At 70.6% G+C, this 22310-nt stretch carries 22 protein-coding genes and 1 pseudogene; 16 read left to right on the top strand and 7 right to left on the bottom strand.

All coding sequences use genetic code 11. The annotated features are described in order from the left end of the window. Positions 1-121: 121 nt before the first annotated feature. Positions 122-475: a hypothetical protein gene (locus SNA_RS04570; RefSeq protein WP_030066966.1), complete on the top strand. Its 354-nt coding sequence runs from the start codon at positions 122-124 to the stop codon at positions 473-475. Between the two features lie 60 nt (positions 476-535). On the opposite strand, the gene SNA_RS04565 is transcribed toward SNA_RS04570, so the two are convergent. After that, entirely contained in the window at positions 536-745 is a 210-nt protein-coding gene (locus SNA_RS04565) for a DUF397 domain-containing protein (protein WP_104531906.1), read from the bottom strand. Next, positions 742-1578: a helix-turn-helix domain-containing protein gene (locus SNA_RS04560; RefSeq protein WP_044363391.1), complete on the bottom strand. Its 837-nt coding sequence runs from the start codon at positions 1576-1578 to the stop codon at positions 742-744. The genes SNA_RS04565 and SNA_RS04560 overlap by 4 nt, the downstream gene beginning before the upstream one ends. Before the next feature lie 144 nt (positions 1579-1722). Here SNA_RS04560 and SNA_RS42095 point away from each other — a divergent pair, with 144 nt between their 5' ends. The 3 genes from SNA_RS42095 to SNA_RS04555 all read left to right on the top strand — a co-directional run bounded on the left by SNA_RS42095 (position 1723) and on the right by SNA_RS04555 (position 3399). Then, positions 1723-1923, top strand: a complete 201-nt coding sequence (locus tag SNA_RS42095) for a hypothetical protein (protein WP_030066963.1) — start codon at positions 1723-1725, stop codon at positions 1921-1923. Positions 1924-2097: 174 nt separating this feature from the next. Further along, entirely contained in the window at positions 2098-2220 is a 123-nt protein-coding gene (locus SNA_RS44640) for a hypothetical protein (protein ID WP_275041983.1), read from the top strand. A 3-nt stretch (positions 2221-2223) separates the two neighbouring features. Continuing rightward, positions 2224-3399, top strand: a complete 1176-nt coding sequence (locus tag SNA_RS04555; protein ID WP_030066962.1) for a methyltransferase domain-containing protein — start codon at positions 2224-2226, stop codon at positions 3397-3399. 28 nt (positions 3400-3427) lie between these two features. Here the strand turns inward: SNA_RS04555 and SNA_RS04550 are convergent, their stop codons facing one another. Continuing rightward, a complete protein-coding gene (locus tag SNA_RS04550; protein ID WP_030066961.1) occupies positions 3428-4174 on the bottom strand; it encodes a MerR family transcriptional regulator in 747 nt (248 codons plus the stop codon). Between the two features lie 283 nt (positions 4175-4457). Here SNA_RS04550 and SNA_RS04545 point away from each other — a divergent pair, with 283 nt between their 5' ends. From SNA_RS04545 to SNA_RS04530, 4 genes are all read left to right on the top strand, one after another. Next, entirely contained in the window at positions 4458-6008 is a 1551-nt protein-coding gene (locus SNA_RS04545) for a flavin-containing monooxygenase (RefSeq protein ID WP_044363389.1), read from the top strand. 73 nt (positions 6009-6081) lie between these two features. Next, positions 6082-7047 carry an alpha/beta fold hydrolase gene (locus SNA_RS04540; RefSeq protein WP_044363386.1) on the top strand — a complete coding sequence of 322 codons (966 nt, stop codon included), beginning with the start codon at positions 6082-6084 and terminating at the stop codon, positions 7045-7047. Then, on the top strand, positions 7044-7925 hold the full coding sequence (locus SNA_RS04535; protein WP_030066957.1) for an SDR family oxidoreductase: 882 nt from the start codon (positions 7044-7046) through the stop codon (positions 7923-7925). The genes SNA_RS04540 and SNA_RS04535 overlap by 4 nt, the downstream gene beginning before the upstream one ends. A 121-nt stretch (positions 7926-8046) precedes the next feature. Continuing rightward, positions 8047-8988: an RICIN domain-containing protein gene (locus tag SNA_RS04530; protein WP_157879861.1), complete on the top strand. Its 942-nt coding sequence runs from the start codon at positions 8047-8049 to the stop codon at positions 8986-8988. A 111-nt stretch (positions 8989-9099) separates the two neighbouring features. Here the strand turns inward: SNA_RS04530 and SNA_RS04525 are convergent, their stop codons facing one another. Together SNA_RS04525 and SNA_RS04520 are read right to left on the bottom strand one after the other, a co-directional pair. Further along, entirely contained in the window at positions 9100-12414 is a 3315-nt protein-coding gene (locus SNA_RS04525; protein ID WP_044363382.1) for a S41 family peptidase, read from the bottom strand. A 194-nt stretch (positions 12415-12608) separates the two neighbouring features. Next, positions 12609-13937, bottom strand: coding sequence for an alpha/beta hydrolase family protein (locus SNA_RS04520; protein ID WP_052808876.1), 1329 nt, complete (start codon positions 13935-13937; stop codon positions 12609-12611). 182 nt (positions 13938-14119) lie between these two features. On the opposite strand from SNA_RS04520, the gene SNA_RS04515 reads away from it, so the two are divergent. Then, positions 14120-15172 carry an ArsR/SmtB family transcription factor gene (locus SNA_RS04515; protein ID WP_063752674.1) on the top strand — a complete coding sequence of 351 codons (1053 nt, stop codon included), beginning with the start codon at positions 14120-14122 and terminating at the stop codon, positions 15170-15172. Between the two features lie 9 nt (positions 15173-15181). Next, positions 15182-15741 (top strand): annotated as a pseudogene (locus tag SNA_RS04510) (isochorismatase family protein). 36 nt (positions 15742-15777) lie between these two features. Here SNA_RS04510 and SNA_RS04505 read toward each other — a convergent pair. Then, positions 15778-16200, bottom strand: a complete 423-nt coding sequence (locus tag SNA_RS04505) for an ATP-binding protein (protein ID WP_030066952.1) — start codon at positions 16198-16200, stop codon at positions 15778-15780. 155 nt (positions 16201-16355) lie between these two features. Here SNA_RS04505 and SNA_RS04500 point away from each other — a divergent pair, with 155 nt between their 5' ends. The 3 genes from SNA_RS04500 (at position 16356) to SNA_RS04490 (ending at position 17739) form a co-directional block, all read left to right on the top strand. Then, positions 16356-17273 carry a helix-turn-helix domain-containing protein gene (locus tag SNA_RS04500; protein ID WP_338059798.1) on the top strand — a complete coding sequence of 306 codons (918 nt, stop codon included), beginning with the start codon at positions 16356-16358 and terminating at the stop codon, positions 17271-17273. Between the two features lie 11 nt (positions 17274-17284). Next, positions 17285-17473: a DUF397 domain-containing protein gene (locus tag SNA_RS04495; protein WP_030066950.1), complete on the top strand. Its 189-nt coding sequence runs from the start codon at positions 17285-17287 to the stop codon at positions 17471-17473. Between the two features lie 68 nt (positions 17474-17541). Further along, positions 17542-17739: a DUF397 domain-containing protein gene (locus SNA_RS04490; protein WP_030066949.1), complete on the top strand. Its 198-nt coding sequence runs from the start codon at positions 17542-17544 to the stop codon at positions 17737-17739. 93 nt (positions 17740-17832) lie between these two features. Here SNA_RS04490 and SNA_RS04485 read toward each other — a convergent pair whose 3' ends face one another. Beyond that, entirely contained in the window at positions 17833-19053 is a 1221-nt protein-coding gene (locus SNA_RS04485; protein WP_030066948.1) for an esterase/lipase family protein, read from the bottom strand. Between the two features lie 435 nt (positions 19054-19488). On the opposite strand from SNA_RS04485, the gene SNA_RS04480 reads away from it, so the two are divergent. From SNA_RS04480 to SNA_RS04470, 3 genes are read left to right on the top strand one after another with little or no spacing between them, the layout of a single operon-like run. Beyond that, on the top strand, positions 19489-20640 hold the full coding sequence (locus SNA_RS04480) for an energy-coupling factor ABC transporter permease (protein ID WP_030066947.1): 1152 nt from the start codon (positions 19489-19491) through the stop codon (positions 20638-20640). After that, complete coding sequence (cbiQ, locus tag SNA_RS04475) at positions 20640-21401, top strand: cobalt ECF transporter T component CbiQ (protein ID WP_030066946.1); 762 nt, start codon at positions 20640-20642, stop codon at positions 21399-21401. Before SNA_RS04480 ends, cbiQ begins: the two co-directional genes overlap by 1 nt. Then, positions 21389-22174, top strand: a complete 786-nt coding sequence (locus SNA_RS04470) for an energy-coupling factor ABC transporter ATP-binding protein (RefSeq protein WP_044363380.1) — start codon at positions 21389-21391, stop codon at positions 22172-22174. Before cbiQ ends, SNA_RS04470 begins: the two co-directional genes overlap by 13 nt. Positions 22175-22310: the final 136 nt, after the last annotated feature.

Here is a 22310-nt window from a genome sequence, read left to right as displayed (position 1 = left end):
CGGATTTCCTGCGGGTCTCGCACGGTGGGTGTCTGTGGCGCGTGCATCACCGGATGCCCTAGCGTGCATTGCCGTGCACATGGCGACCGTGGTTCGCCGTCATTCAGGGGGTCTTTTCTTCATGCGTTCCGCCACCGTCCTTCTGCTGCTTGCTGCCCTGCTCGGGGCCGCACCGGCCACGGCCGCGTATGCGGCGCCGTCGAACGGCCGCGTCAGCAAGGTGGGACTCGTCTTCAAGGGCGGCCACAGCTCCGGGACGAGTCACCACAGTTCCGGGACGAGTCACTTCGGCTTCGGAACGAGTCACCACGGCTTCGGGACGAGTCACCACAGCTACGGGACGGGCACCGGCTCCCACGGCAAGATGCCGTGGTGGGAGGCGATCCTTGTCCTCGTCGTCTTCTTCGGTTTCTTCGGCTACCTGGGCTACCGCGGCATCATGAAGGTGCGAGCGTTCTTCCGGCGGAACGCCTGACGCCCAGGCGAGCCTCCGTCGGCAGTGGCGGGGGCTCGCCTGTCTGAGCGGCGGGGCGGATCAGACGGCGCCGAACTCGCCGGTCTTTGCGGCCGATACGAACGAGGACCAAGCCGACGGCGCAATCGCGAGTGCCGGGCCGTGAGGGTTCTTGCTGTCGCGGACGGGGACCACGCCGCGCGTGGTGATGAGGTTTGCGGCGACCTCGATGCAGTCGCCGCCGTTGTCGCTGTAGGAGGATTTGAACCAGCGGGGAGAGTCGGCTATCACGGGGTGCCCTTTCGTGCTTGCTCGATCATGGCTACGGATGCCGCCTGCGACAACGCTTCGGCCTGCAATTGATGGTATGCCGTCAGCACGGGCACCACAGAAGCACTTTCCCGGTCCAGGTTTCCTTGAGCCTGGGATTCGGCGTAGCAAACCAGGGACCGGTCCGGCAGCGTCAAGAGGTTGACGGGCAGGTTGAGCGTGCGGCGCTCCCCTATCTCGTACGGTGCCACCTGCAACAGCGTGTTCGGCAGGTCGGCAAACTCGACCAGCTGCGCCAACTGTGCGTCCATGACAGTGGAGCCGCCGACCGGCCGACGAATACAGCTTTCGTCCAGGGTCACAAACACCATGGGTGGCCGGGGCCGCTCCAGCACCGCCTGACGCTCCGCCAGAAACGCGACACGTTCATCCGCCTGTTCGGGTGTGATGGCACCCCGCCGCACGGCGCTATCCACCAGCACACGTGCGTACTCCGGTGTCTGAAGCAAGCCCGGGATGATCCCAATGGTGTACAGCCGGATCTCTACTGCCCGACCCTCGTACCCGACGTACTCCGGGAAGCCCTCCAGCAGGCTGCCGTGTTTGATCTCGCGGTACTTGCGTTCGAACGATTCTGCCGTGCCCTCAAGGCCGAAGACGCGGTCCACGCTACGCGAGAACCGGAGAGTCGGAGGCTTCCGACCATTTTCGACGGCTGAAACATGCACGCTGGAATATTCCGCGCGTTCGGCCAGGTCCTCCTGAGTCCAGCCACGTGCCTCTCGCAGACTGCGTAAACGCGCTCCATAGGCTGCCTGAGGGGAGGCATCGGGATTCAACTCGTTGCGATTCAAAGGGCGTTCACCGTCCATCCGTCTGCAAATGACAGGTTGAATGCCCTCTGACTCTAGGCCACGCTGAGCCATCCCGGTAGTGGAAGCGCTACAGAGAGCAAGGAGGGCTCCCATGGCGATGGCGCTAAAGAAGGCAACGCGGCGGTGAGCGGCAACCGTTACCCGGAACGCCCCGTTGTCCTCAGCGAGCCGTACGCCGATCTCATCCCCGACCCGGTTCCGGGCTGTTCCGAGTGCAACGCGCTGGACGAGGAGCGCTACGAGGCCCGGAAACTTCGGAAGTTCGCTGCTGCCGTCGTGGCGAGCCAGCGCATCAGGAACCACGGGTGTGGTCATCGTGCCTGAGCGGCACATGCGGTGCCCTCGCGGAGCGCATGAGATCACGCAGGTGCGCAGCTGGATGTACCGCTGTGACGACCATGGGGTAACGCTGGTCTGTCACGACACCACCAGGACTCTCGTCGCGCTATCGACGGCACAGGGAAAGGCTCTGTGCCGGAAGCTTCAAGAGGAGGAAGCATGAACGCAGTTCTTTGGACCGACGGTGGGGACAAGCTTCCGGGAGAGCCCTACCCGGGCCCGCACCCGGCCCCGACCCCGGACGGCGGCCCCGGCGTGCCCAACCCGCCCAAGGCTGCCTGATCAGTGGCCACCGACGCGTACAAGGAGCGCCCCGGCCGTACGGAGCTGGGGCGCGTCCTGATGTCTGCCGGTGCCCTTTCTGCGGATTGGGCACCGGCGTATGCGGCCGTGCCGCGCTCCGACTTCCTGCCCGATGTGATGTGGCCATTCGATATGGAGGCCGGGCGGAGTGTGCCGGTCTCCAAGTCGGAGGATCCTGGCGCCTGGTACGGGTACGCGGATTCCGACGTGCCGATCGTCACGCAATGGGACGACGGAAACCACACGGGCACCGATCCGGGGAGGTCTTCCACCAGCTCCGCGTCCATGCCCTCCGTCGTGTTCCGGATGCTCCAGGATCTGGAACTACGGTACGGCCACAAGGTGTTGGAGATCGGCACTGCTACCTGCTGGAACGCCGCTCTCATGGCGCACCGTGCGGGCCCGGACAACGTCGTCACCATCGAAGTGGATGCGGCACTGGCGGCGACTGCCCGGGCAACGGCCGACCGGCTCGGCCTCCGTATCCGGGTTGTTCATGGCGACGGATTCCAGGGATATCCGGACGGGGCGCCCCATGACCGGGTGATCGCCACGTGTGGGCTCCGGTCCCTCCCCTTCGCGTGGATCGAGCAGTGTCGACCGGGGGGCATCATCGTGGCCCCTTGGGGGACGCACTTCAGCAACGGTGACGCGGTGGCACGGCTGACCGTTGCTCCCGACGGCAAGAGTGCGTGCGGGACGTTCACCGGGCCTGTGGAGTTCATGAAGCTTCGGGCCCAACGGCTGTCCCCTGCGGCGCATTCGGAGTACGTGTCAGGAAGTGTGGCCGACGGGGACGAGACGTCTACGACGATCACAGAGACCGAGTTCGTTGCGGGCCGGTTCAGCCCCCAACGGTTCGCCCTTGGTCTTCGCGTGCCGCATTGTCTGCATGTCGTGGCCGAGAAGCGCGACGGTGGGCGGCCGGTGTGGTTCTACGGCATGACCGATCGCTCTTGGGCGTGCGCCTGGTTCCGTGAGGGAGATGTGGCCCGCGTCTGGCAGTCCGGGCCCCGCCGGCTGTGGGATGAGGCGGAAGCCGCCTACCGATGGTGGGAGGGGAAAGGCAAGCCGGGATGCGAGCGGTTCGGGCTCACTGTGACAGCAGAAGGGCAATCCGCGTGGTTGGACGATCCGGCCGAAGCCTGGACCGTGTGAGGCAGGTGAGGCTCCCCGGCCCGCCCCCTCAGCCCCCCTCCCCGTCTTCCTCGTCCCCGCACGCCCGTAGCCACTGCTCGATTTCTCTGCGGATGCGGCGGTCCATGGCCATGGAGAGTTCGGCCTCGACGACGCCCTTGGGCAGGGGGCGGAGTTTGTCGATGGTGTCGGCGATGCGGCCGACGTCCTGCGGGGTGGGGGGCCGGTCGGTGGGGGTGGCGGGGAGGACGTCGGCGAGGACGTGGGTGCGGATCAGGGCGGTGAAGAGGTCGGCGAGGGCGTCGGCGTGGGCGCGGACCTGGCGGCCCGCCTCCAGGACGGCGGCCAGCGGGACGCCCTTGTTGACCAGTTCCGTGGAGGCGTCCAGGAGGCGGCGGCTGATGTGCACGAACTCGTCGCCGTCGACGGCGAGATAGCCGATGTCGAGGGAGGCGGTGAGGTTCTCGGGGGTGATGTCGTCGCGGAAGTGGTCGGCCAGTTCCTCGGGGGTGAGGCGGACCGGGGTTTCCTCCGACCACGGGGGGACGAGGGGGGCGTCCAGGCCGAGGAGTTCGCCGACGTCGCGGCCGCTCTCGAAGGCGGCGAGGAGTTCGCCGATGCCGCCGAGGGTGTGACCGCGTTCCAGCAGGGCGCCTATGGTGCGCAGGCGGGCGAGGTGGTGTTCGTTGTACCAGGCGATACGGCCTTCGCGGCGGGGTGGCGGGATGAGTTTGCGTTCGCGGTAGAAGCGCAGCGTGCGGACCGTGATGCCGGCCTCCTTGGCCAGCTCGGCCATGCGGAACTCGCGGGCGGGGCCGGGTGTGCCGGACTCGTCCCCGCTCCTGGTGCCGCGCTCGTCCGCCGCGTCGTTCTCGTTCGCTGCCACCCGTTCACCCTATGCCGGGGCGGCCCCTCAGGGGTGAAGTGCGACCGCCGGTAACTTCCCGCCGTCCGACCCCTACCGCTCGGTACGCGGCTGCCCTACGCTCCCTATCAGCCAATCGCGCCAGTGATTGCTGGCATGGTCGATGCAAGGGGCGCGAGGGCCACAGTGGACGTCGAACTCGGGAGGCGGCGGGATGGCCGAGCGCGAGCGTGAGCGGCAGCGGGCGCGGGAACACGTACGGGTGGCGGTGATCGGATCGGGGTTCGGTGGGCTCGGGGCGGCCGTGCGGCTGCGCCGCGAGGGGATCACCGACTTCGTGGTGCTGGAGCGGGCCGATGCGGTGGGCGGCACCTGGCGGGACAACAGTTATCCGGGATGCGCCTGTGATGTGCCGTCCCACCTGTACTCGTTCTCCTTCGCGCCCAATCCGGAGTGGCCGCGGAACTTCTCCGGGCAGGCGCACATACGGGCGTATCTGGAGCGGGTGACGGACACGTTCGGGCTGCGGCCGCATCTGCGCCTTCGCTCCGAGGTGCGCGGTCTGCGGTGGGACGCCCAGGCGCTGCGCTGGGAGATCGAGACGGCGCGCGGGGCGCTGACCGCGGACGTGGTGGTCTCGGCCACCGGGCCGCTGTCGGACCCGAAGCTGCCCGATGTGCCGGGGCTGGACGCCTTTCCCGGCAAGGTCTTCCACTCCGCGCGCTGGGACCACGACTACGACCTGCGGGGCAAGCGGGTCGCCATGATCGGCACCGGGGCGTCGGCGATCCAGATCGTGCCGGCCATCCAGCCCGACGTCGGCCGGCTCACCGTCTTCCAGCGCACACCCCCCTGGGTCATGCCGCGCGCCGACCGCAGGATCACCGGCGTGGAGCGCTGGCTGCACACCCGGATCCCCGCGACCCGGGCGCTGCGCCGCCAGGTGCTGTGGGGCATCCGCGAACTACAGGTCAGCGCGTTCACCAAGCGGCCCAAGGAGCTCGGCCTGATCGAGAGCCTCGCCGCGGCCCATATGCGCAAGGCGATCAAGGACCCGGAGATGCGCGCCCGGCTCACCCCCGACTACCGCATCGGCTGCAAACGCATCCTGCTGTCCAACAGCTGGTACCCGGCGCTCGCCCGGCCCAATGTGGATCTGGTGTCGTCCGGGCTGAAGGAGGTCCGCGGCAGCACGCTGGTGGCCTCGGACGGTACGGAGACCGAGGCCGACGCGATCATCTTCGGCACCGGCTTCCACGTCACCGATATGCCCATCGCGCAGCGGGTGACCGGCGCCTACGGCACCACGCTCGCCGAGGAGTGGAAGGACGGTATGGAGGCGCTGCGTGGCGCGACCGCGGCCGGCTTCCCCAACTTCCTCACGATCATCGGGCCCAACACCGGCCTCGGGAACAGCTCGATGATCCTGATCATCGAGTCCCAGCTGAACTACCTGGCCGATTTCCTGCGCCAGCTCGACGTGCTGGGCGGCCGGATCGCGCTGAGCGCCCGGCCGGAGGCGGTCCAGGGCTGGACGCGGATGATCCAGCGGCGGATGGAGCGCACGGTGTGGAACACCGGCGGCTGCGACAGCTGGTATCTCGACGCCAACGGCCGCAACACGACCGCCTGGCCGGGAACGACGGCGGAGTTCCGGCGGGTGACCCGGCAGGTGGATCTGGCCGAGTACGAGGTGCTGCGGCCCCCGGACCCCGGCGCGACGCCCGTCCGGTCCGTTACCGCGCCCGCGGAGGTGACGGCATGAGCGAGCGCAGCGAGGTCATCGTCGAGAGGTGCACACCTGGCGAATGCCGGGCCGAGCGAAGCGAGGTTTTGGCATGAACCGCCGACCCGGACACGTGACCAGCGGCCCCTACGCGCCGCCGGTGCCCCGTACGACGACCACCGTCACCTCCGCCGACGGCTCCCGCCTCTACGCCGAGACCCATGGTCCCGACGGCGCCCCCGCCGTCGTCCTCGCCCACGGCTGGACCTGCTCGACCGCCTTCTGGGCCCCGGTCGTCCGCGACCTCGCCGCCGACCACCGGGTGGTCGTCTACGACCAGCGGGGACACGGCCGCAGCCCCGCCGTCGCCGCCGATGCGTACACCACCCGGGCCCTGGCCGACGACCTCGTTGCCGTACTGGAGGCGACGCTGACGGCGGGGGAGCGGGTCGTGGTCGGCGGGCACTCCATGGGCGGTATGACGATCATGGCCGCCGCCGAACGGCCCGAGCTGCGCGAACGGGCCGCCGCGGCGCTGCTGTGCAGTACGGGAAGCGCCCAACTGGCCGCGGAATCCCGGGTGTTCCCGCTGCGCACCCCGCAGGGCAGGCGCCGCGCCCACCGGCTGATGCTGCACTCGCGCGCCCCGCTCGGCCCCGTCTCACCGGTCGCCAAATGGGCGCTGCGGTACGCCACCATGGGCCCCGGCGCGAGCGCCGACCAGATCGAGGCATGTGCGCGCATCGTGCACGCCTGCCCGACCGGCGTACGGTCCCACTGGGGCCGGATGCTGGCCGCCCTCGAACTGACCGGCTCGGTGGCCCGGCTGGAGCTGCCCACCGCCATCGTCGCGGGCACCGCCGACCGCCTCACCCCCTTCGTGCACGCCCGCCGGCTCGGCGCCGTGCTCCCCGACTGCCGTGGCATCACCGAGCTGCCCGGCCTGGGCCATATGACGCCCATCGAGGACCCCGGCGCGGTCGCCGGCCGGCTGCGCGAACTCGTCCGCGACCACCTGACCACCCGCGCCCCCGCCTCCCGGGGCAAGCGGCAGCCGAAGGAGAAGAAGTCCGCATGAGTCGAAGCAGGAGCCTGGACGGACAGGTCGTCGTGGTGACCGGGGCGGCCCGCGGGGTCGGTGCGCTGCTGGCCCGCAAACTGTCGGCGCGCGGTGCGACCTTGGCGCTGGTCGGGCTGGAGCCGGACGAGCTGAAGAAGGTGGCCGCCGCGCTGCACGGCCCGGCCCACCACTGGCACGCCGATGTCACCGACCACGAGGCGATGGCCCGGGTCGCGGACGAGGTCAAGGAGCGTTTCGGGAAGGTCGATGCGGTCGTCGCCAACGCCGGGGTGGCGACCGGCGGCCCGTTCGTCGACTCCGACCCGGTGGCATGGAAGCGGGTCATCGAGGTCAACCTGATAGGCGGCGCGGTCACCGGCCGCGCCTTCCTGCCCGTCCTGATGGAGTCCCGCGGCTACTTCCTCCAGATCGCCTCGCTCGCCGCGATCACCCCGGCGCCGATGATGACCGCGTACTGCGCGTCCAAGTCGGGCGTCGAGGCGTTCGCGCACAGCCTGCGCGCCGAGGTCGGCCACAAGGGCGTACGGGTCGGCGTCGGCTATCTGAGCTGGACCGATACGGATATGGTGCGCGGCGCCGACCAGGACGACATCATGCGCGAACTGCGTTCCCGGCTGCCCTGGCCGTCCAACAAGACCTATCCGCTGGGCCCCGCCGTCGACCGGATCGTCGCGGGCATCGAACGCCGTTCCGCGCATGTCTACGGGCAGTGGTGGCTGCGCGGGATGCAGTCGGTCCGCGGCTGTCTGCCGTCGGTCATCGGGTCGGTGGGCCAGCGTGAGATGCGGCGCTTCGACGACCGGCTGGACGGGATGCGGACCGGGCTGGTCGGCGCGGGCGGGGAGGCGGACGAGAAGGCGCGGGCGGAACGGTAGGGGGCGGGCGGCCCCCGCGGTCCCCGACGGTCCGTCGCTGTTCGGCCAGGCCGGCGCGGTGTTTGGCCGTATCGCGGAGAGCTCGTTGTCGTGTGCGCCGGGTAGCGGTTCAATGACGCGCATGGGGACTGTGGGGGGATCGGGGGCGTTGCGGCCCGGCGCGGCGATGGATGCCGCCGCATTCGTCGGAATGCTGCAACAGCTCATGGATCACGCAGAATTGACGGAGCATCAGATAGAGTGGTGGTCGGCTCAATGGGGGGAGGGGCTCGCCCCCGGTGCGCTCGCCGACCTCCTGCGTAGACGGGCCCTGCCCCGGCCCGAGGTGGTCGAGGCGTTCGTACGGGCCTGCGGGGGCACCGACGCCGAGGTCCACGAGTGGCTGACGGCGCGGCAGCGCATCGAGGACGTGGCGCGGCTGGACCCGGTCCAGGACGCGGCCCCGGTCCGGCCGCGGGCCCACACCTCGCACCGTAAGAGCCGCCGGCCCGTCCTGCTGGCCGCGGCCGCCGCGCTCGCCGCCGCGCTGGTCATCCTCGGCGTACGGCTGCTGATCGGCTACGGCGCGGCCCCGGACGCCGGGACGCAGGAGACCGCGCCGCCGCTGCCCGCCGGGGAGGTCCGCATCCATCCGCTCCGGGCGCCCGGCCTGTGTCTGACCGGCGAACGGTTACGGCGCGCCCACGCCGTCCACACCGTCGCCGTCCAGCGGCCCTGCGCGCAGGCGGTGCCGCCGCACACCTACCTCAAGGCCGCGGGCCCGGACCGCTACCGCATCGAGTGGGACGGCACCGCGGACAGTGGCTGCCTGGCCCTGCTGAGCGGGCTGGGCGTCGAAGGGCTGCTGGAGCCCGACGACGACTGCTCGGCGACCGGGCCCACCCAGCGCTTCCGTATCGAACCGGCCGGGAAGGCGGCGTACCGGATCGAGCTGACCGCCGAGGACGGCGCCGACAGCTGCCTGGGCATCGACGGCGGCCGGGCCACCGCCTCCGGCGCCCTCGCGCAGGCCGAGCGCTGCACCGGGGCGGACGGGCAGCGGTTCCTGATCGGCGCGAAGTAGCGGGGCGGGGGTGGGGCGGCGCGCGGTCACCGGCACCGGTCCATCACCTGCCCCGGGCCGCCACCTGCCCCGGGCCGCCACCCGCTCCAGGCCGCCACCGCCCCCGCGCCGTCACCCGTCCCGCCGCGGCAGCTCCGGCCGCGTACGGTCCGGTACGTCCGACAGGTCCGGCGGGGTCGCGGCCGGATGCCGTTCCAGCAGTTCCAGGGCGGTGCGCACCGCCACGCCCAGCTGCGGATGGCGCCCCTCGGCCCAGTGCAGCGGCGACCGCAGCGCCTCGATGTCCACCTCGACGCCGTAGTTCTCCACGCCCCACCCGTACAGCTGGAACCACGCCGCGTTCATCGGCACGGTGATCTGCGTCCCGTCCGCGAGCCGGTGCCGCCCGGTCATCCCGACCACCCCGCCCCAGGTGCGCATGCCCACCACCGGGCCGATGCCCTGGAGTTTGAACGCAGCGGTGATCATGTCGCCGTCGGAGGAGGTCATCTCGTCGGCGACCGCGACCACCGGCCCGCGCGGGGCGTTGCTGGTGTACGAGACGGGCTGGGCGTTGCGGGTCAGGTCCCAGCCCATGATGGTGCGGGTCAGCTTCTCTATGACCAGCTCGGAGATGTTGCCGCCCGCATTGCCCCGTACGTCCACGATCAGCGCGGGCATCGACATCTCCCGGCGCACATCGCGGTTGAACTGCGCCCAGCCCGAGCCGCCCATGTCGGGGATGTGCAGATAGCCGCATCGGCCTTCGCTCAACTCCCGTACGACGGCGCGCCGTTTGGCGACCCAGTCCTGGTAGCGCAGCGGCCGCTCGTCGATCAGCGGGACGACGGCCACCCGGCGCGCCGGGCCGTCGCCTTCCGCCGGGACGAAGGTCAGCTCGACGGTGGTGCCCCCGGCCGCCGCCAGCAGCGGATACGGGCCCGTCACCGGATCGACCGGCCGGCCGTCCACATGGGTGAGCGCGGCGCCCTCGCGGATGCCCGTACCGGCCAGCGGGGAACGGGCCTTGGGGTCGGAGGACTCACCCGGCAGGATCCGCTGGACGATCCACCGCCCGTCGCGGGGATAGAGATTGGCCCCCAGCAGCCCGATCGGCCGCTGGTAGTGCGGCGGCCCCTCGTTCCTGCGCGCCCCCGCCACATACGCATGCGAGGTGCCCAGCTCCCCCAGCACCTCGCGCAGCAGATCGGCGAACTCGTCGGGGGCGGCGACCCGTTCGACCAGCGGACGGTACTGCGCCAGCACCGCGTCCCAGTCGATACCGCACATCCGCGGCTCCCAGAAGTACGCCCGGATCAGCCGGCCCGCCTCGTCGAACGCCTGGCGCCACTCCCACCCCGGCTGGACGTCGTGCAGGATCCGCCGCAGGTCGAGGAAGACCGTCGAGTCGGCATCGGGCAGTTCGGTCGCCGGTACGGCCCGCAGATCGCCCTCGTCGTTGACGACCAGCCGGGAGCCGTCACCGCTGAGCGCGAACGAGTCCAGGGAGCCGGACAGTTCGCTGCGCCGGGCCTTGACCAGGTCGAAGTGCTCCAGGGTGGGCCGCCCCGACACATCGGCGGGGTTGGCGAAGGTCTCCCCCAGCGCCCCGGAGATCGGCCAGCGCATCCACACCAGCCCGCCCCCGGCGACCGGCTCCAGCGCGGAGTACTTGGAGGCGGCGACCGGGAACGGCGTCACCCGGTTCTCCAGCCCCTCCACCTCCACCGTCACCGGCCCTTCCCCCAGCGGCGGATTCTCCGCCGGGTCCAGCCCGCCCGCCGCCGGCCGCCCCTCCGGGGACAGCGCGAAGGGGGAGGGGGTGGCCGAGGACAGCGGGACCAGATGCGGACGGCAGCCCAGGGGGAAGGACAGATCCCCGGTGTGTACGTCATAGACCGGGTCGAAGCCGCGCCACGAGAGGAACGCGAGGTAGCGCCCGTCCCGGGTGAACACCGGCTGCTCGTCCTCGAAGCGCCCGTTGGTGACGTCCACGACCGTTCCGTCGGCCAGCCGGGCCATCTTGATCTGCCGCAGCGAACGGCCGATCCCCGGATGCGACCAGGTCAGCCAGCGGGAGTCGGGGGAGAAGGCCAGATCGCGGACCGGCCCGTTGCGGGAGGCGATCAGCTCGGTGACCTCCCCGGGCGGGCCGGGTTTCTCGGCGTCCTCGGGCGGCTGGACGTCCACCAGCAGCAGCCGCCCGTCGTGCGAGGCCACCGCCACCTGCTCCCCGTCCGGGGACGAGACCAGCTCGTGCACCCGCCCCAGCTTCCCCACCGCCAGCCGCAGCGGCGTATGGGCGGCGCTGGCCCGCGGCAGATCGCAGATCTCAAGCGCATCGTCGCCCTCGGCGTCCGTCACATAGGCGATCCGCCCGGTCGAGCCCAGCATCTCCGGCAGCCGGACCCGGACCCCCGGCACATCGTGGATCGTCCGCGCGGGCCCGTCACGGTGCGTGAGCCAGTACAGGCTGCCGCGCACCCCCACCGCACTGGCCCGCCCGGTGGCGTCCACCGCCAGGGAGGTCACATGCGAGGCGGCCGGTACCTGGTACGGCCGCCGGCCGGCCCGCGGCCCGCCCAGCTTCACCGCCAGTTTGCGCGGCCGGGCCCCCGGGCTCAGATCGTCGATCAGCCAGAGGTCGCCTGCGCACTGGTAGACGATGCGGGAGCCGTCGGTGGCGGCATGCCGCGCGTAGAAGTCGGCGTGATCGCTGTGCCGCCGCAGATCACTGCTGTCCGGCAGGCAGGAGTAGACATTCGCGACGCCCTCGTGGTCGGACAGGAACGCGATCCGGCCGGCCACGAACATCACCGAGTCCAGATGCCCGCACACATCCGGCACCAGCCGCGCGCCCTGGAGCCACATCCGCCCCATCGCACCGCCCCGGTAGCGCTTCCACGAGGCCGGTTCGTGCGGCGGCTTCCCGCTGAGCAGCAGCGTTTTGTGCTCCCCGTCGACATCCGCGACCGCGATGTCGGAGACCGGCCCCCAGGGCAGCCGGCCACCGGGACTGCCGTCCGTCGGCAGGCTGTACGCCCAGGAGTAGTACGAGAACGGCTGCCCGTGCGACGAGACGGCCAGGATGTGCGGTGCGCCGTCGTAGTCCGGCGGCGTCCATCCGCACACCCGGGCATCCGTACTGCCCCAGTACGTCAGCCGCCGCGCCGGGCCGCCCTCGACCGGCGCGAGATGGATCTCCGGGTCGAGGCTGCGCCAGGTGGTGAAGGCGATGTGCCGCCCGTCGGGCGAGAAGCGGGGATGCCCGACGCGGGTCCGGTCCACGGTCAGCCGCCAGGCCCGGCCCGGCTCCTCGCCCGCAGCCGCGAGCGGCGCCACCCACAGGTCGTCCTCGGCGGCGAAGCAGAGCAGATCCCCGTGCAGATGCGGAAACCGCAGGTAGGAGCCGGGGGCCCGCGGGGGCGCTTCCTTGGCCGCCGCCATGGCCGTCTCCGGTTGCGCTTCCGGGGGCGGGGCCGGCGGCGCTTCCGGTTTCCGCCCCTGGTGCGTACCCCGGGGCGGTTCGACGGCCTCGTGTGCGTCGCTCACGGATCCATGGTTTCGGCGCGGGAGGAGGGCGGCAACTCGGCCGGGCGGCGGGGCGCCTTAGCGGCGGGGCGGTGGGGCGGTGGGGCGGCTCAGCGGCCGGGGCCTGGGACCGGCAGGTGGCGGGCGAAGAACCCGTGCACCAGATGCCGCACCCGGGGCACCGAGACGGCCGGATCGATTGCCCCGACCAGCGCGTTCCGGTCCTCGGCCGGCATCAGCCCGGCGCCCTGCAACTGCGGAGCCAGCGCGCCGTAGTCGCTGAACACCCAGTGCGCGGCGCCGTCGATCCGGTCCCGCCGGGTACCTCCTCCCCCGTGGGCGAGCAGGGCGGACCAGGACCGCTCCAGCTCCCTCCGGGCGGGGAAGTGCTCGCTGCCGAGCAGGAGCAGCGGCCGGTCCGCGCCCTGCCGGGCGACGGGGTAGGGCTCCGGCTCCCGGCCGGGCGTATCCGAGGGACGGTCCAGGAACCCCTCCAGGTTCACGGCCGCCCGGATACGCCGGTCCTCGTCCATCACCTGCGCCGCGGCGGTGCCGCCCGCCGAATGCCCGTAGACGCCCACCCGCCGCAGGTCCAGCGCCCGCCCTAGGCCCGCGGGCAGTGCGCGCCCCGCCGCGTCCGGGTTCCGCCCCGCCGCCAGCGCCGCCAACTGGTCCAGTACGAACCGGAGGTCCGCGATCCGGGCATCGATCATCGTGCGGAACTGCCGCGGCCGCGCCCGCGGATCCCCGCGGAAGACGGTGGGCCGGACCAACCCCCGCCCCGCCCTCGCCACCGGGAACTCGACCTCACCGGCGTCCCCCGGGTGATCGACGGTGACGACCACATAGCCATGGCTCGCCAGTTCCTCGGCCGTCCCCGTGCCGAGGGTGCGCGCATCGCCGCCGCCCGGGGTGTACAGCAGCACGGGGCGGCGTACGGGCTCCGCGGGCGCGCCCGTGTGCGCATGGGTCCGGGTGGCACCCCAGTCCACCCCCTTCTTCGGCAACCGGTGCACGGCGACGTCGACGGCCCGGAACACCTCCGCCGCGCCCCCGCTCATCTGCGGTGCGACCGGATGCGCGACCGGATGCGCGACCGGATGCGCGACCGGATGCGTGACCGGATGCGTGACCGGATGCGTGACCGGATGACCCGCGCCGACGTCACGGGCCGGGTAGAACACCGAGACCATCACCTCCCGTACGGCGATCCCCGCCTCCCACGGGTCGCGCCGCGACCGGTCGACCAGATAGAGCGCGGCGACCCCGATCCGGTCCCGGTACGGCCCGGTGGGCGGGGGAAGGCGGAGGACGAGCCCGGCGCGGGTCCGGTCCGTTCCGCGCCGGGCCCGCGTGCCCTGCACGGCGCCGCATCCCGCCGACACCAGCCCCGCGCCCAGCGCGGCGGTGGCCGACGCGACGAGCGTCCGCCGGGCCACGCCACCGTGTTCCCTACGGCCCCCGTAACCGTCCGTTTTTGTGCCGAACATCGCCCGCTACCCCCTGCGCCGCTACTTGCTTGTGCCTTGCTGCGTCTCTGGCGAATGCTGGCCGACGGAGGGGGGACGAGCGAAGGTTGAGGCCCTGCCCGAAACGCTGGCGCGACACGAGGACGGGAAATATGGCGATCCGTATCCACTTCGCCGCCGACGACTTCGCCCGCGTCCGCTTCGCGCGCCGCCCGGCCCCGCTGCAAGAGCTGAACGTGGCCCTGATGAAGATGTGCCTCCCGGATGACGCCCTTCTGTTCGGCCGCTGGCGCCGCCGCCTGCTCCGCTCCCTACCGCCGGCCGTAGGCGCGCTACGGGACCTGGTCCCCGGGGACACGGCCCCGCTCTTCCTCGACGTCTTCGCCGACACCCTCCAGGAGGGCCTCGACACCGTACGGGCCACGCCGCCCGCCTTGGTCCGCGCCGAACTCGCACGCGTCCACGCGCCCCACCCGGCCCCGCCGCCCCCATGGATCCGCGGCCTCCACCGGGGCGACGCCGACGCCTGGCACGTCCTCCGTCGCGCCCAGCAGGCGGCCTTCGAGGCGGTGCTGCGCCCCGTATGGCCCCTGATCCAGGACCTGCACCACGCGGAATTCACCCGCCACGCCGTAACCACCGCCGAACAGGGCGTCGCCCACGCGCTGACCTCGGCGCTCCCCGGATCCCAACTCTCCTGCAACACATGGGAGTTGGCGTCCCCAACGGACCGTACCCTTACCCTCCAGGGCCGCGGCCTGGTCCTCGTCCCCACCTTCCACTGGACCGGCCACCCCCTCATCGCCGACCCGCCCGGCGGCCCCCTCCACCTGACCTACCCGGCCGGTACGGGCCTCCCGCCCACGCCTCCCGGACCGGGCGGCGACCCGCACAACGCGCTCTCCGGAGTCCTCGGCCACACCCGCGCCGATGCCCTCCACCACCTCGCCGACCCCCACACCACCACCCAACTCGCCCGCCGCCTGCGCATCAGCAACGCCACCGCCTCCGCCCACACCGCCGCGCTACGGGCCGCGGGTCTGATCACGACGACCCGCACCGGCCGCTCGGTCCTGCATCGGCGAACAGCCTTGGGGAGCCTGCTGGTCCGGCGGGGCGGGGATGATCCGCAACGCGCAGACTCGCTGTCAGTGGGCGGGGCTACGCTGCGTGGAAACGGGAGCAAGCGCGAGCAGCGTGAGTAGGGGGAGACCATGACCACACTTGAGAACCGTCCGAACACCGCACTCCTCGTCGTCGACGTGCAGAACGCCGTCGTCGAGGCGGCTCATGAGCGCGATGCGGTCGTCGCGAACATCGCCGGCCTGGTCGACCAGGCGCGGCGGGAGCGGGTCCCGGTTGTCTGGGTCCAGCACTCCGACGACGAACTGGTGAGGGGGAGCGACGCTGGCGGATCGTCCCCGAGCTGACTCCGGACGACGCCGAGCCGCTCGTCGAGAAGAACTACGGCGACTCCTTCGAGGACACCGCCCTTGAGACCGTGCTCTCGGGTCTCGGGGTCGGGCGGCTCGTCGTCGTCGGCTCGGAGACCGATGCGTGCGTCCGCTCGACGCTCCACGGCGCGTTCGTCCGGGGGTACGACGTCACCCTTGTCAGTGATGCCCACACGACGTTCGACAAGACGGCGTGGGGGGCGCCGCCGCCGGACCAGGTCATAGCCCACACGAACCTGTACTGGAGCCGTCAGGCGGCGCCGGGGCGGACGGCCGGGACGGTCGCGACCAAGGACGTCGCCTTCGACGGCGCGTCCTGACTGCCGTCGTCGAGCCCTGGGGCAATCCCGCCCCCGTCATGCGGCCGCGGCCAGCTCGCACCACACGTACTTGCCCAGGTCCCCGGCACTCAGCAGCGGATACCAGCCCCACTTGTCCGCGCAGTGGTGGACGAGGTCCAGCCCGCGCCCCGTCTCGGGAACCTCTGTCAGGCGCAGTACGGGCGCGGGCGGGGTCGGGTCCGTATCCCAGGCCCCGATACGGAGGATGCCGTCCGCCCAGTGGATACGCAGCGCCGCGGGGCCCTTGGTGTGGCGTACGGCGTTGGTGATCAGCTCGGTGGCCAGGAGTTCGGCGACGTCGAGGAGACCAGGCAGGCCGTGGGCGGTGAGGATGAGACGGAGGGTGCGGCGGGTGATGGGGACGGCGCGGGCGTCGTGGGGGATGTAGAGGGAGTATTCCCAGGGTTCGATCGCGTCGACGTCAGTGATTCCAGGCATGCGTAACTCCGGTTGGGAGTGAGGGAGTTGAGACGTACGCGGCGAATGAACGGCGCCGGTGGCAATGTCGCGGCCGTCACGGCATGACGGGGCGATGCGCTTCCGGTGTTTCCGGATCCGTAGCGTGTGCGATGCGTCACTCAAGGTAGGGGTGAGTGCTCACCCTGGTCAAGCCGGACTGGAATACTCACACTTCTCAACTCTCAGGAAGGGAAGGGTGCATGCCAGCGAGGACCGTCATCACCGCCCGGCAGGAGCGGCTGGGTGCCGAGCTGCGCAAACTTCGGGAGCGGGCAGGCTGGTCGATCCGTCAGGCGTCCGAGGCGACGGGTATTGCGCAGACCAAGATCTCCATGACGGAGGCGGGACGCGTCGGAGTGAGCGAGGAACGGGTCCGGTTTCTCGGCAGCCAATACGCGTGTGGTGACGCCGCATTCGTGGATGCGCTGGTGGCCATGGCGAACGAACGTGGCCGCGGTTGGTGGGAGGAGTACCGGGGGCTGGTGCCGTCCGGCTACCTGGACATGGCCGAACTGGAGCACCATGCCGCCAGCTTGCGTGCCTTCGAGAGCGTGAGCATCCCGGGCTTGCTCCAGACCGAAGAGCAGATTCGCGCGATGTTCGCTGTGTCGACGCCGCAGTTGTCGGACGACGAAATCGCGGCACGGGTCCGGTTCCGGCGGCGCCGTCAGGAGTTCCTCGTCGGCGAACGGCCTGCTCGCTATGACGTCGTCATCCACGAAGCGGCGCTACGCATCAAGGCCGGCGACAGCAGCGTTGCCCGCAGGCAGCTTCGCCACGTTCTGGAGCAGTCCGAGTTGCCGCAAGTCACCTTGCGTGTGGTGCCGTTCGCTGCGGAGGACTTTGCCGGTCTGTGCTTCCCCATGCTGTACGCAGGCGGGCCTGTGCCCCAGCTCGATACCGTTCTGATGGATAGTCCACAAGGAGGGTCGTTCGTGGGTGCCGAGGCCCAACTCATCCGGCATCGAGCCCTGTTGGACGAGGTGGAGAAGGCGGCGTTGGGGACCGTAGAGTCGAGGGAATTCATCCAGCGCCTCGTCCACAGCATGTGAAAGGTTCCGCCATGGCACAGGCCGTCGTGTGGCAGAAGTCGTCGTTCTCCGGCGGGCAGGATGCACCGAACTGCCTGGAACTTGCCATGGCCGAGGACGGCGTACTTCTCCGCGAGAGCGACGCCCCGACGCAGGTGCTTTCGGCCACTCCCACTCAACTCGCGGCGCTTGTGTGGCACTTGCGATGCGAGGCAAGGTAACCATCGGCAACCCAAGTGACCCTTCCGGTGTTTTACAAGTGAAGGGCCTAGGCGAAGGGAGGCCCGACATGGCACACGGCATTGTGTGGCAGAAGTCGTCGTTTTCCAGCGGTGGCGACGCGCCCAACTGCGTCGAGCTCGCCGCCACCAACCAGACCGTGCTGCTCCGGGAGAGCGACACTCCGCACCGGATCCTGGCGGCCACGCCATCCGGGCTGGCCGCTTTCATAGGGCACATACGCGCCGGGTCGGGCGCGCGTAACTGACTCGTAGCGCCGTCGGCGGACCGCGCCCGGCGCGGTAGCCCGGGTCGGGCCGTCAGAAACTCACGGCCCGACCCGGGGGCGGCGGGAGGGTGGTCAGTCGGGCAGCCGGTCCAGCAGCCACCCGCACAGTTCTTCCGTGACGGCGGCGTGCTCCGTTGTCGTCGAGGAGCAGATGAAGTCGTCGAACTCGCTCTCCGACGGGTCGAGGTCGTCGATGTTCGCGTACAGGTCCTTCTGCCGGTCGATGTCGCGGATCGCGACCGCGCTGACGGCGGGGACGAAGCAGATCTCCTCGTGCCGCAGGTCGACCCGGGCGCCGAACTTCTTCAGCATGTCGCCGAGGATCCCGTACGAGCGGAGGGTGCCGCCCGGGGCGCCGTCCAGTTCGGGGAAGTCGTTCGTCGTCACCGTCTTCTCGGCCGGGGGGAACCGCCGCTTCAGCTCGGCGACGATGACGTCCTTGCCCTGTGCCTGGGCGTAGAAGGTGGTGCCCGGGTAGATCCGCTCGACCTTCATGGCGGTCTCGCCGGGCGGGATCGCCAGGCCCGTGCCGTCGCCGCGGCCGTTGGCGAGCGCGAAGATGCGCGGCATACGCGGCCAGCCGCCGACCTCCTCCAGCTTCCGCAGGAATTCCGTGCGTTCGGGCGCGATCCCGATCTTCCCGCTCTTCGGGTCGTAGTGCCGCCAGAGCATCTGCCGGGCGGCGGGGCTGTTCATCTGCCGGGCGAAGGGGTTGGGGACGGGGATGAAGTGCGAGAACGCCTGGAGGCCGACGGGGATGACGGCGCCGCGGTGCGGGCTGTCGTAGGAGAAGTAGACGCGGGCGCGGTGGTCGACCTGCTGCTGCTCCAGTTTGGCGAGCGCATAGCGGGTGACCATGCCGCCCATGCTGAAGCCGCCCACCGTCAGCGGCGCGCTGCCCATCTGCTCGGCGATGGTCCGCATGATGGCCGCCATCGCGGTCTCGGCGTTGTCCAGGATCGAGGCGCTGCGCTCGTCGAAGCCCAGCAGGATGACGTCCCGGCCCCGGCGGCGCAGTTCGCTGAGGAAGGGGAAGTCGCCGTTGAGGCCGGCGTAGAGCCACTTGAGGTCGCTCTTGCCGAGGTAGAAGCCGTCGGCCATGATCACCGGCCGGGTGATCCCTTTGTTTCCTTCGCCGTAGAAGACATGCGCGAAACCGTTCGGCAGCTGCCATACGTCGTCCGGTTCCGGGACCGGATGCGCCAGCGCATCCGGCGGTGTGGAGCTCAGCGGACCCGCGAGCGTGAACTCCCCGACGCTCTGCTCCGCCTTCTCATCCTGCTGCTCGGACACTGTTCTCTCCTTCCGTATTCGCGCATGCCGCAGCGGCCCGTCGGAGCCGGGCCGGAGAACTGCGAAGGGCACGAATACGGAACATCATCGGCATAACGGACATGAGTCGGGCCGCGGCCCGCCCGGCGCTTCCTTCATAAGGAGGCAATGGAGGCGGGAGGCGATTACGGCCGATGCGCCCCCCGTCTGGCTCAGCGGAACCTGCTGTCTGGCGGGTCCCTTGGCGGGTCCCTTGGCGGGTCCCTTTGACGGGTCCTTTGGCGGGCCACTGCGCTGCCCCGGGGGCGTGTGTTGCGTTACGGGGCAGTAACTGCGGGCTGTAACGTTCCGCACTACGGGCGCTCTTGCAACTCCTTTGCAGTAGGCCCCACCATTGGCTGGTTGCAGAGCCGGAAGTGGAGCTCTGGAGCGGAGCTGGAGTGGAGTCAGCCTGAGATGCACGTACCCGATGGATTCATCAATGCGCCGGTGTCGGCGGCGACCGGCGCATTGGCCGCGACCGCGGTCGCGGTCAGTCTGCGTGGTGCCCGGCGGGAGCTGGCGGGTACGGGGCAGGGCGGTGGCGGGGCCGAGCGGACGGCGCCGTTGGCCGGGCTGGTGGCGGCGTTCATCTTCGCCGTGCAGATGCTGAACTTCCCGGTCGCGGCGGGCACGAGCGGGCATCTGCTCGGCGGTGCGCTCGCGGCGATCCTCGTGGGGCCGTACACGGGTGTGCTGTGTGTGTCGGTGGTGCTGTTGATGCAGGGCGTGCTGTTCGCCGACGGCGGGCTGACGGCGCTTGGCGTGAACATCACCGATATGGCGATCGTGACGACGGTCGTCGCCTATGCCCTGTTCCGCGGGCTGGTGAAGGTGCTGCCCAGGCGGCGCCGGTCGGTGACGGTGGCGTCCTTCGTGGCGGCGCTGGTGTCGGTGCCGGCCGCGGCGGTCGCCTTCACCGGGATGTATGCGCTGGGCGGGACGGCCGATGTGTCGATCGGCAAGGTCTTCACCGCCATGGTCGGCGTGCATGTGCTGATCGGCATGGGGGAGGCCGTGATCACGGCCTTGACGGTGGGCGCGGTGATGGCCGTACGGCCGGATCTGGTGTACGGGGCGCGGGGGCTGGCCAGGCCGCTGGAATTGCGGACGTCGCCGTTGACCGCACCGGCATCGGCCCCGGCATCGGCCCCGGCCCCGGCGGCGGCAGCGGAACCGGTCCCGGCCACGGCCGCCAAGCCGGTCACGCCGACGCCCGCCGCCGCCCCCCGCCGTTCCGTGCGGAAGGTCTGGCTCGCCGGGCTCGCCGCCGCGCTGGTGTGCGCGGGCGGCATCAGCTACTACGCCTCCGCCAGCCCCGACGGCCTGGAGAAGGTCGCCCACGACCAGGGCATCGACAAGAACACCAAGAAGCACGCGACCGAGGACTCGCCGCTGGCCGGTTACAGCGTCAAGGACATCGGCAATGCGCGCCTCGCGGGCGGGCTGGCCGGTGTCATCGGGGTCGGCGCGACCCTGGCCGTCGGCACCGGCGTCTTCGTCGTGCTGCGGCGGCGCAAGGCCGAAGGCGCCGCCCCGGCGGCCGGTGTCGCGGGCGAGCGTGCCTGATGGGCGCCGGGCATGCTCATAAGCTCTACCGTCACGGGCATTCGCCGGTGCATGCGCTGCCGCCGCACTGCAAAATCGCCGCCGTTTTCTGCTTTGTGCTGATCGTGGTGTCCACACCGAGGGAAGCCGTATGGGCCTTCGGGCTGTATGCGGTGCTGATTGCGGCCGTTGCGGGTGTGGCCCGTATTCCGGCGGGATTTCTGCTCAAGCGGTTGCTGATCGAGGTGCCGTTCGTGGCCTTTGCGGTGCTGATGCCGTTTGTGGCGGAGGGGCCGCGGGTTCAGGTCGGATGGCTGAGCCTGAGCGTTTCCGGACTGTGGGGCGCCTGGAACATCCTGGCCAAGGGCACGCTGGGCGTCGCCGCATCCGTTCTGCTGGCGTCGACCACCGAACTGCGGGAATTGCTGCTCGGACTCCAGCGGCTGCGCATGCCGCCGCTGCTCGTCCAGATTGCCTCGTTCATGATCCGCTACGGCGATGTGATCACCGATGAAATGCGGCGGATGCGGATCGCACGGTTGTCGCGCGGTTTCGAGGCGCGGGGCGTACGGCACTGGGGAGTGCTCGCCAAATCCGCCGGCGCGCTGTTCATCCGCTCCTACGAGCGGGGTGAGCGCGTGCATCTCGCCATGGTCAGCCGGGGTTATACCGGCACCATGCCCGTTCTCTCCGACGCCGCCGCGGGCCGCGCACAATGGACCCGCGCCGCACTGCTGCCGCTTTCCGCCCTTGCCGTATGCCTTTTGGGATGGACCCTGTGAGTACGACCATGCCGCCCGCCTCTTTCGCTCCCTCCCTGGAGGTTTCCGGCCTCGCCTATGCCTATCCGGACGGGCATCAGGCGCTTTTCGGGGTCGATCTGTCCATCGAGCGCGGTGAGCGGGTGGCGCTGCTCGGGCCCAATGGGGCAGGAAAGACCACGCTCGTGCTGCATCTGAACGGGATTCTGGAGGCGGGCGCGGGATCCGTGGCCGTTGCCGGACTGCCGGTGGGCAAGGAAAACCTCGCGGAGATCCGGCGGAAGGTGGGGATCGTTTTCCAGGATCCCGACGACCAGTTGTTCATGCCGACCGTACGGGAGGACGTCGCCTTCGGTCCCGCGGCCGCCGGGCTGCGCGGTGCGGAGCTGGCCGAGCGGGTCACGGAGGCGCTGGAACGGGTCGGGATGGCCGGGTTCGCGGACCGGCCGCCGCACCATCTGTCCTTCGGGCAGCGGCGGCGGGTCGCGGTGGCCACGGTGCTGGCGATGCGGCCGGAAATTCTCGTACTGGACGAGCCGTCGTCCAATCTCGACCCGGCCTCGCGGCGCGAACTCGCGGACATTCTGCGGTCGTTGGAGGTGACGGTTTTGATGGTCACCCATGATCTGCCGTATGCGCTGGAACTGTGTCCGCGGTCCGTGGTGCTGTCGGGCGGAGTGCTGGTGGCGGACGGCAGCACGCAGGAATTGCTGTGCGACGAGGAACTGATGCGCGGCCATCGGCTGGAATTGCCGTTCGGATTCGATCCGCGGTCGGTTTCGTTGCCGGTGTGAGGAAACCGATTCGTTTCCGGTGTGAGGGCCGGTTCGTTTCCGGTCCGAGGGCCGCCCATTGCCGTCCCGGCGGCTCCATGTGATGAATCCCACTGGCCGGGGACCTGGTCATCAGCACTGATCTGCGCGTTGCACC

The organism is Streptomyces natalensis ATCC 27448, from assembly GCF_000935125.1.
GTDB classification, from domain to species: Bacteria; Actinomycetota; Actinomycetes; order Streptomycetales; family Streptomycetaceae; genus Streptomyces; species Streptomyces natalensis.
Note: the sequence above shows the minus strand (reverse complement) of the source record. Positions and strands in the feature narration are given on the sequence as shown.

Bases quoted from the DNA above. Each gene is read 5' to 3' on its own strand.
- SNA_RS04505 (WP_030066952.1), bottom strand. From the start codon at position 16,200: ATGCCTGGAATCACTGACGTCGACGCGATCGAACCCTGGGAATACTCC.
- cbiQ (WP_030066946.1), top strand. From the start codon at position 20,640: ATGGGCGCCGGGCATGCTCATAAGCTCTACCGTCACGGGCATTCGCCG.
- SNA_RS04480 (WP_030066947.1), top strand. From the start codon at position 19,489: ATGCACGTACCCGATGGATTCATCAATGCGCCGGTGTCGGCGGCGACC.
- SNA_RS04530 (WP_157879861.1), top strand. From the start codon at position 8,047: ATGGGGACTGTGGGGGGATCGGGGGCGTTGCGGCCCGGCGCGGCGATG.
- SNA_RS44640 (WP_275041983.1), top strand. From the start codon at position 2,098: ATGAACGCAGTTCTTTGGACCGACGGTGGGGACAAGCTTCCGGGAGAG.
- SNA_RS04490 (WP_030066949.1), top strand. From the start codon at position 17,542: ATGGCACACGGCATTGTGTGGCAGAAGTCGTCGTTTTCCAGCGGTGGC.
- SNA_RS04550 (WP_030066961.1), bottom strand. From the start codon at position 4,174: ATGGCCGAGCTGGCCAAGGAGGCCGGCATCACGGTCCGCACGCTGCGC.
- SNA_RS04545 (WP_044363389.1), top strand. From the start codon at position 4,458: ATGGCCGAGCGCGAGCGTGAGCGGCAGCGGGCGCGGGAACACGTACGG.
- SNA_RS04540 (WP_044363386.1), top strand. From the start codon at position 6,082: ATGAACCGCCGACCCGGACACGTGACCAGCGGCCCCTACGCGCCGCCG.
- SNA_RS04495 (WP_030066950.1), top strand. From the start codon at position 17,285: ATGGCACAGGCCGTCGTGTGGCAGAAGTCGTCGTTCTCCGGCGGGCAG.
- SNA_RS04470 (WP_044363380.1), top strand. From the start codon at position 21,389: ATGGACCCTGTGAGTACGACCATGCCGCCCGCCTCTTTCGCTCCCTCC.
- SNA_RS04570 (WP_030066966.1), top strand. From the start codon at position 122: ATGCGTTCCGCCACCGTCCTTCTGCTGCTTGCTGCCCTGCTCGGGGCC.
- SNA_RS04525 (WP_044363382.1), bottom strand. From the start codon at position 12,414: ATGGCGGCGGCCAAGGAAGCGCCCCCGCGGGCCCCCGGCTCCTACCTG.
- SNA_RS04535 (WP_030066957.1), top strand. From the start codon at position 7,044: ATGAGTCGAAGCAGGAGCCTGGACGGACAGGTCGTCGTGGTGACCGGG.
- SNA_RS04515 (WP_063752674.1), top strand. From the start codon at position 14,120: ATGGCGATCCGTATCCACTTCGCCGCCGACGACTTCGCCCGCGTCCGC.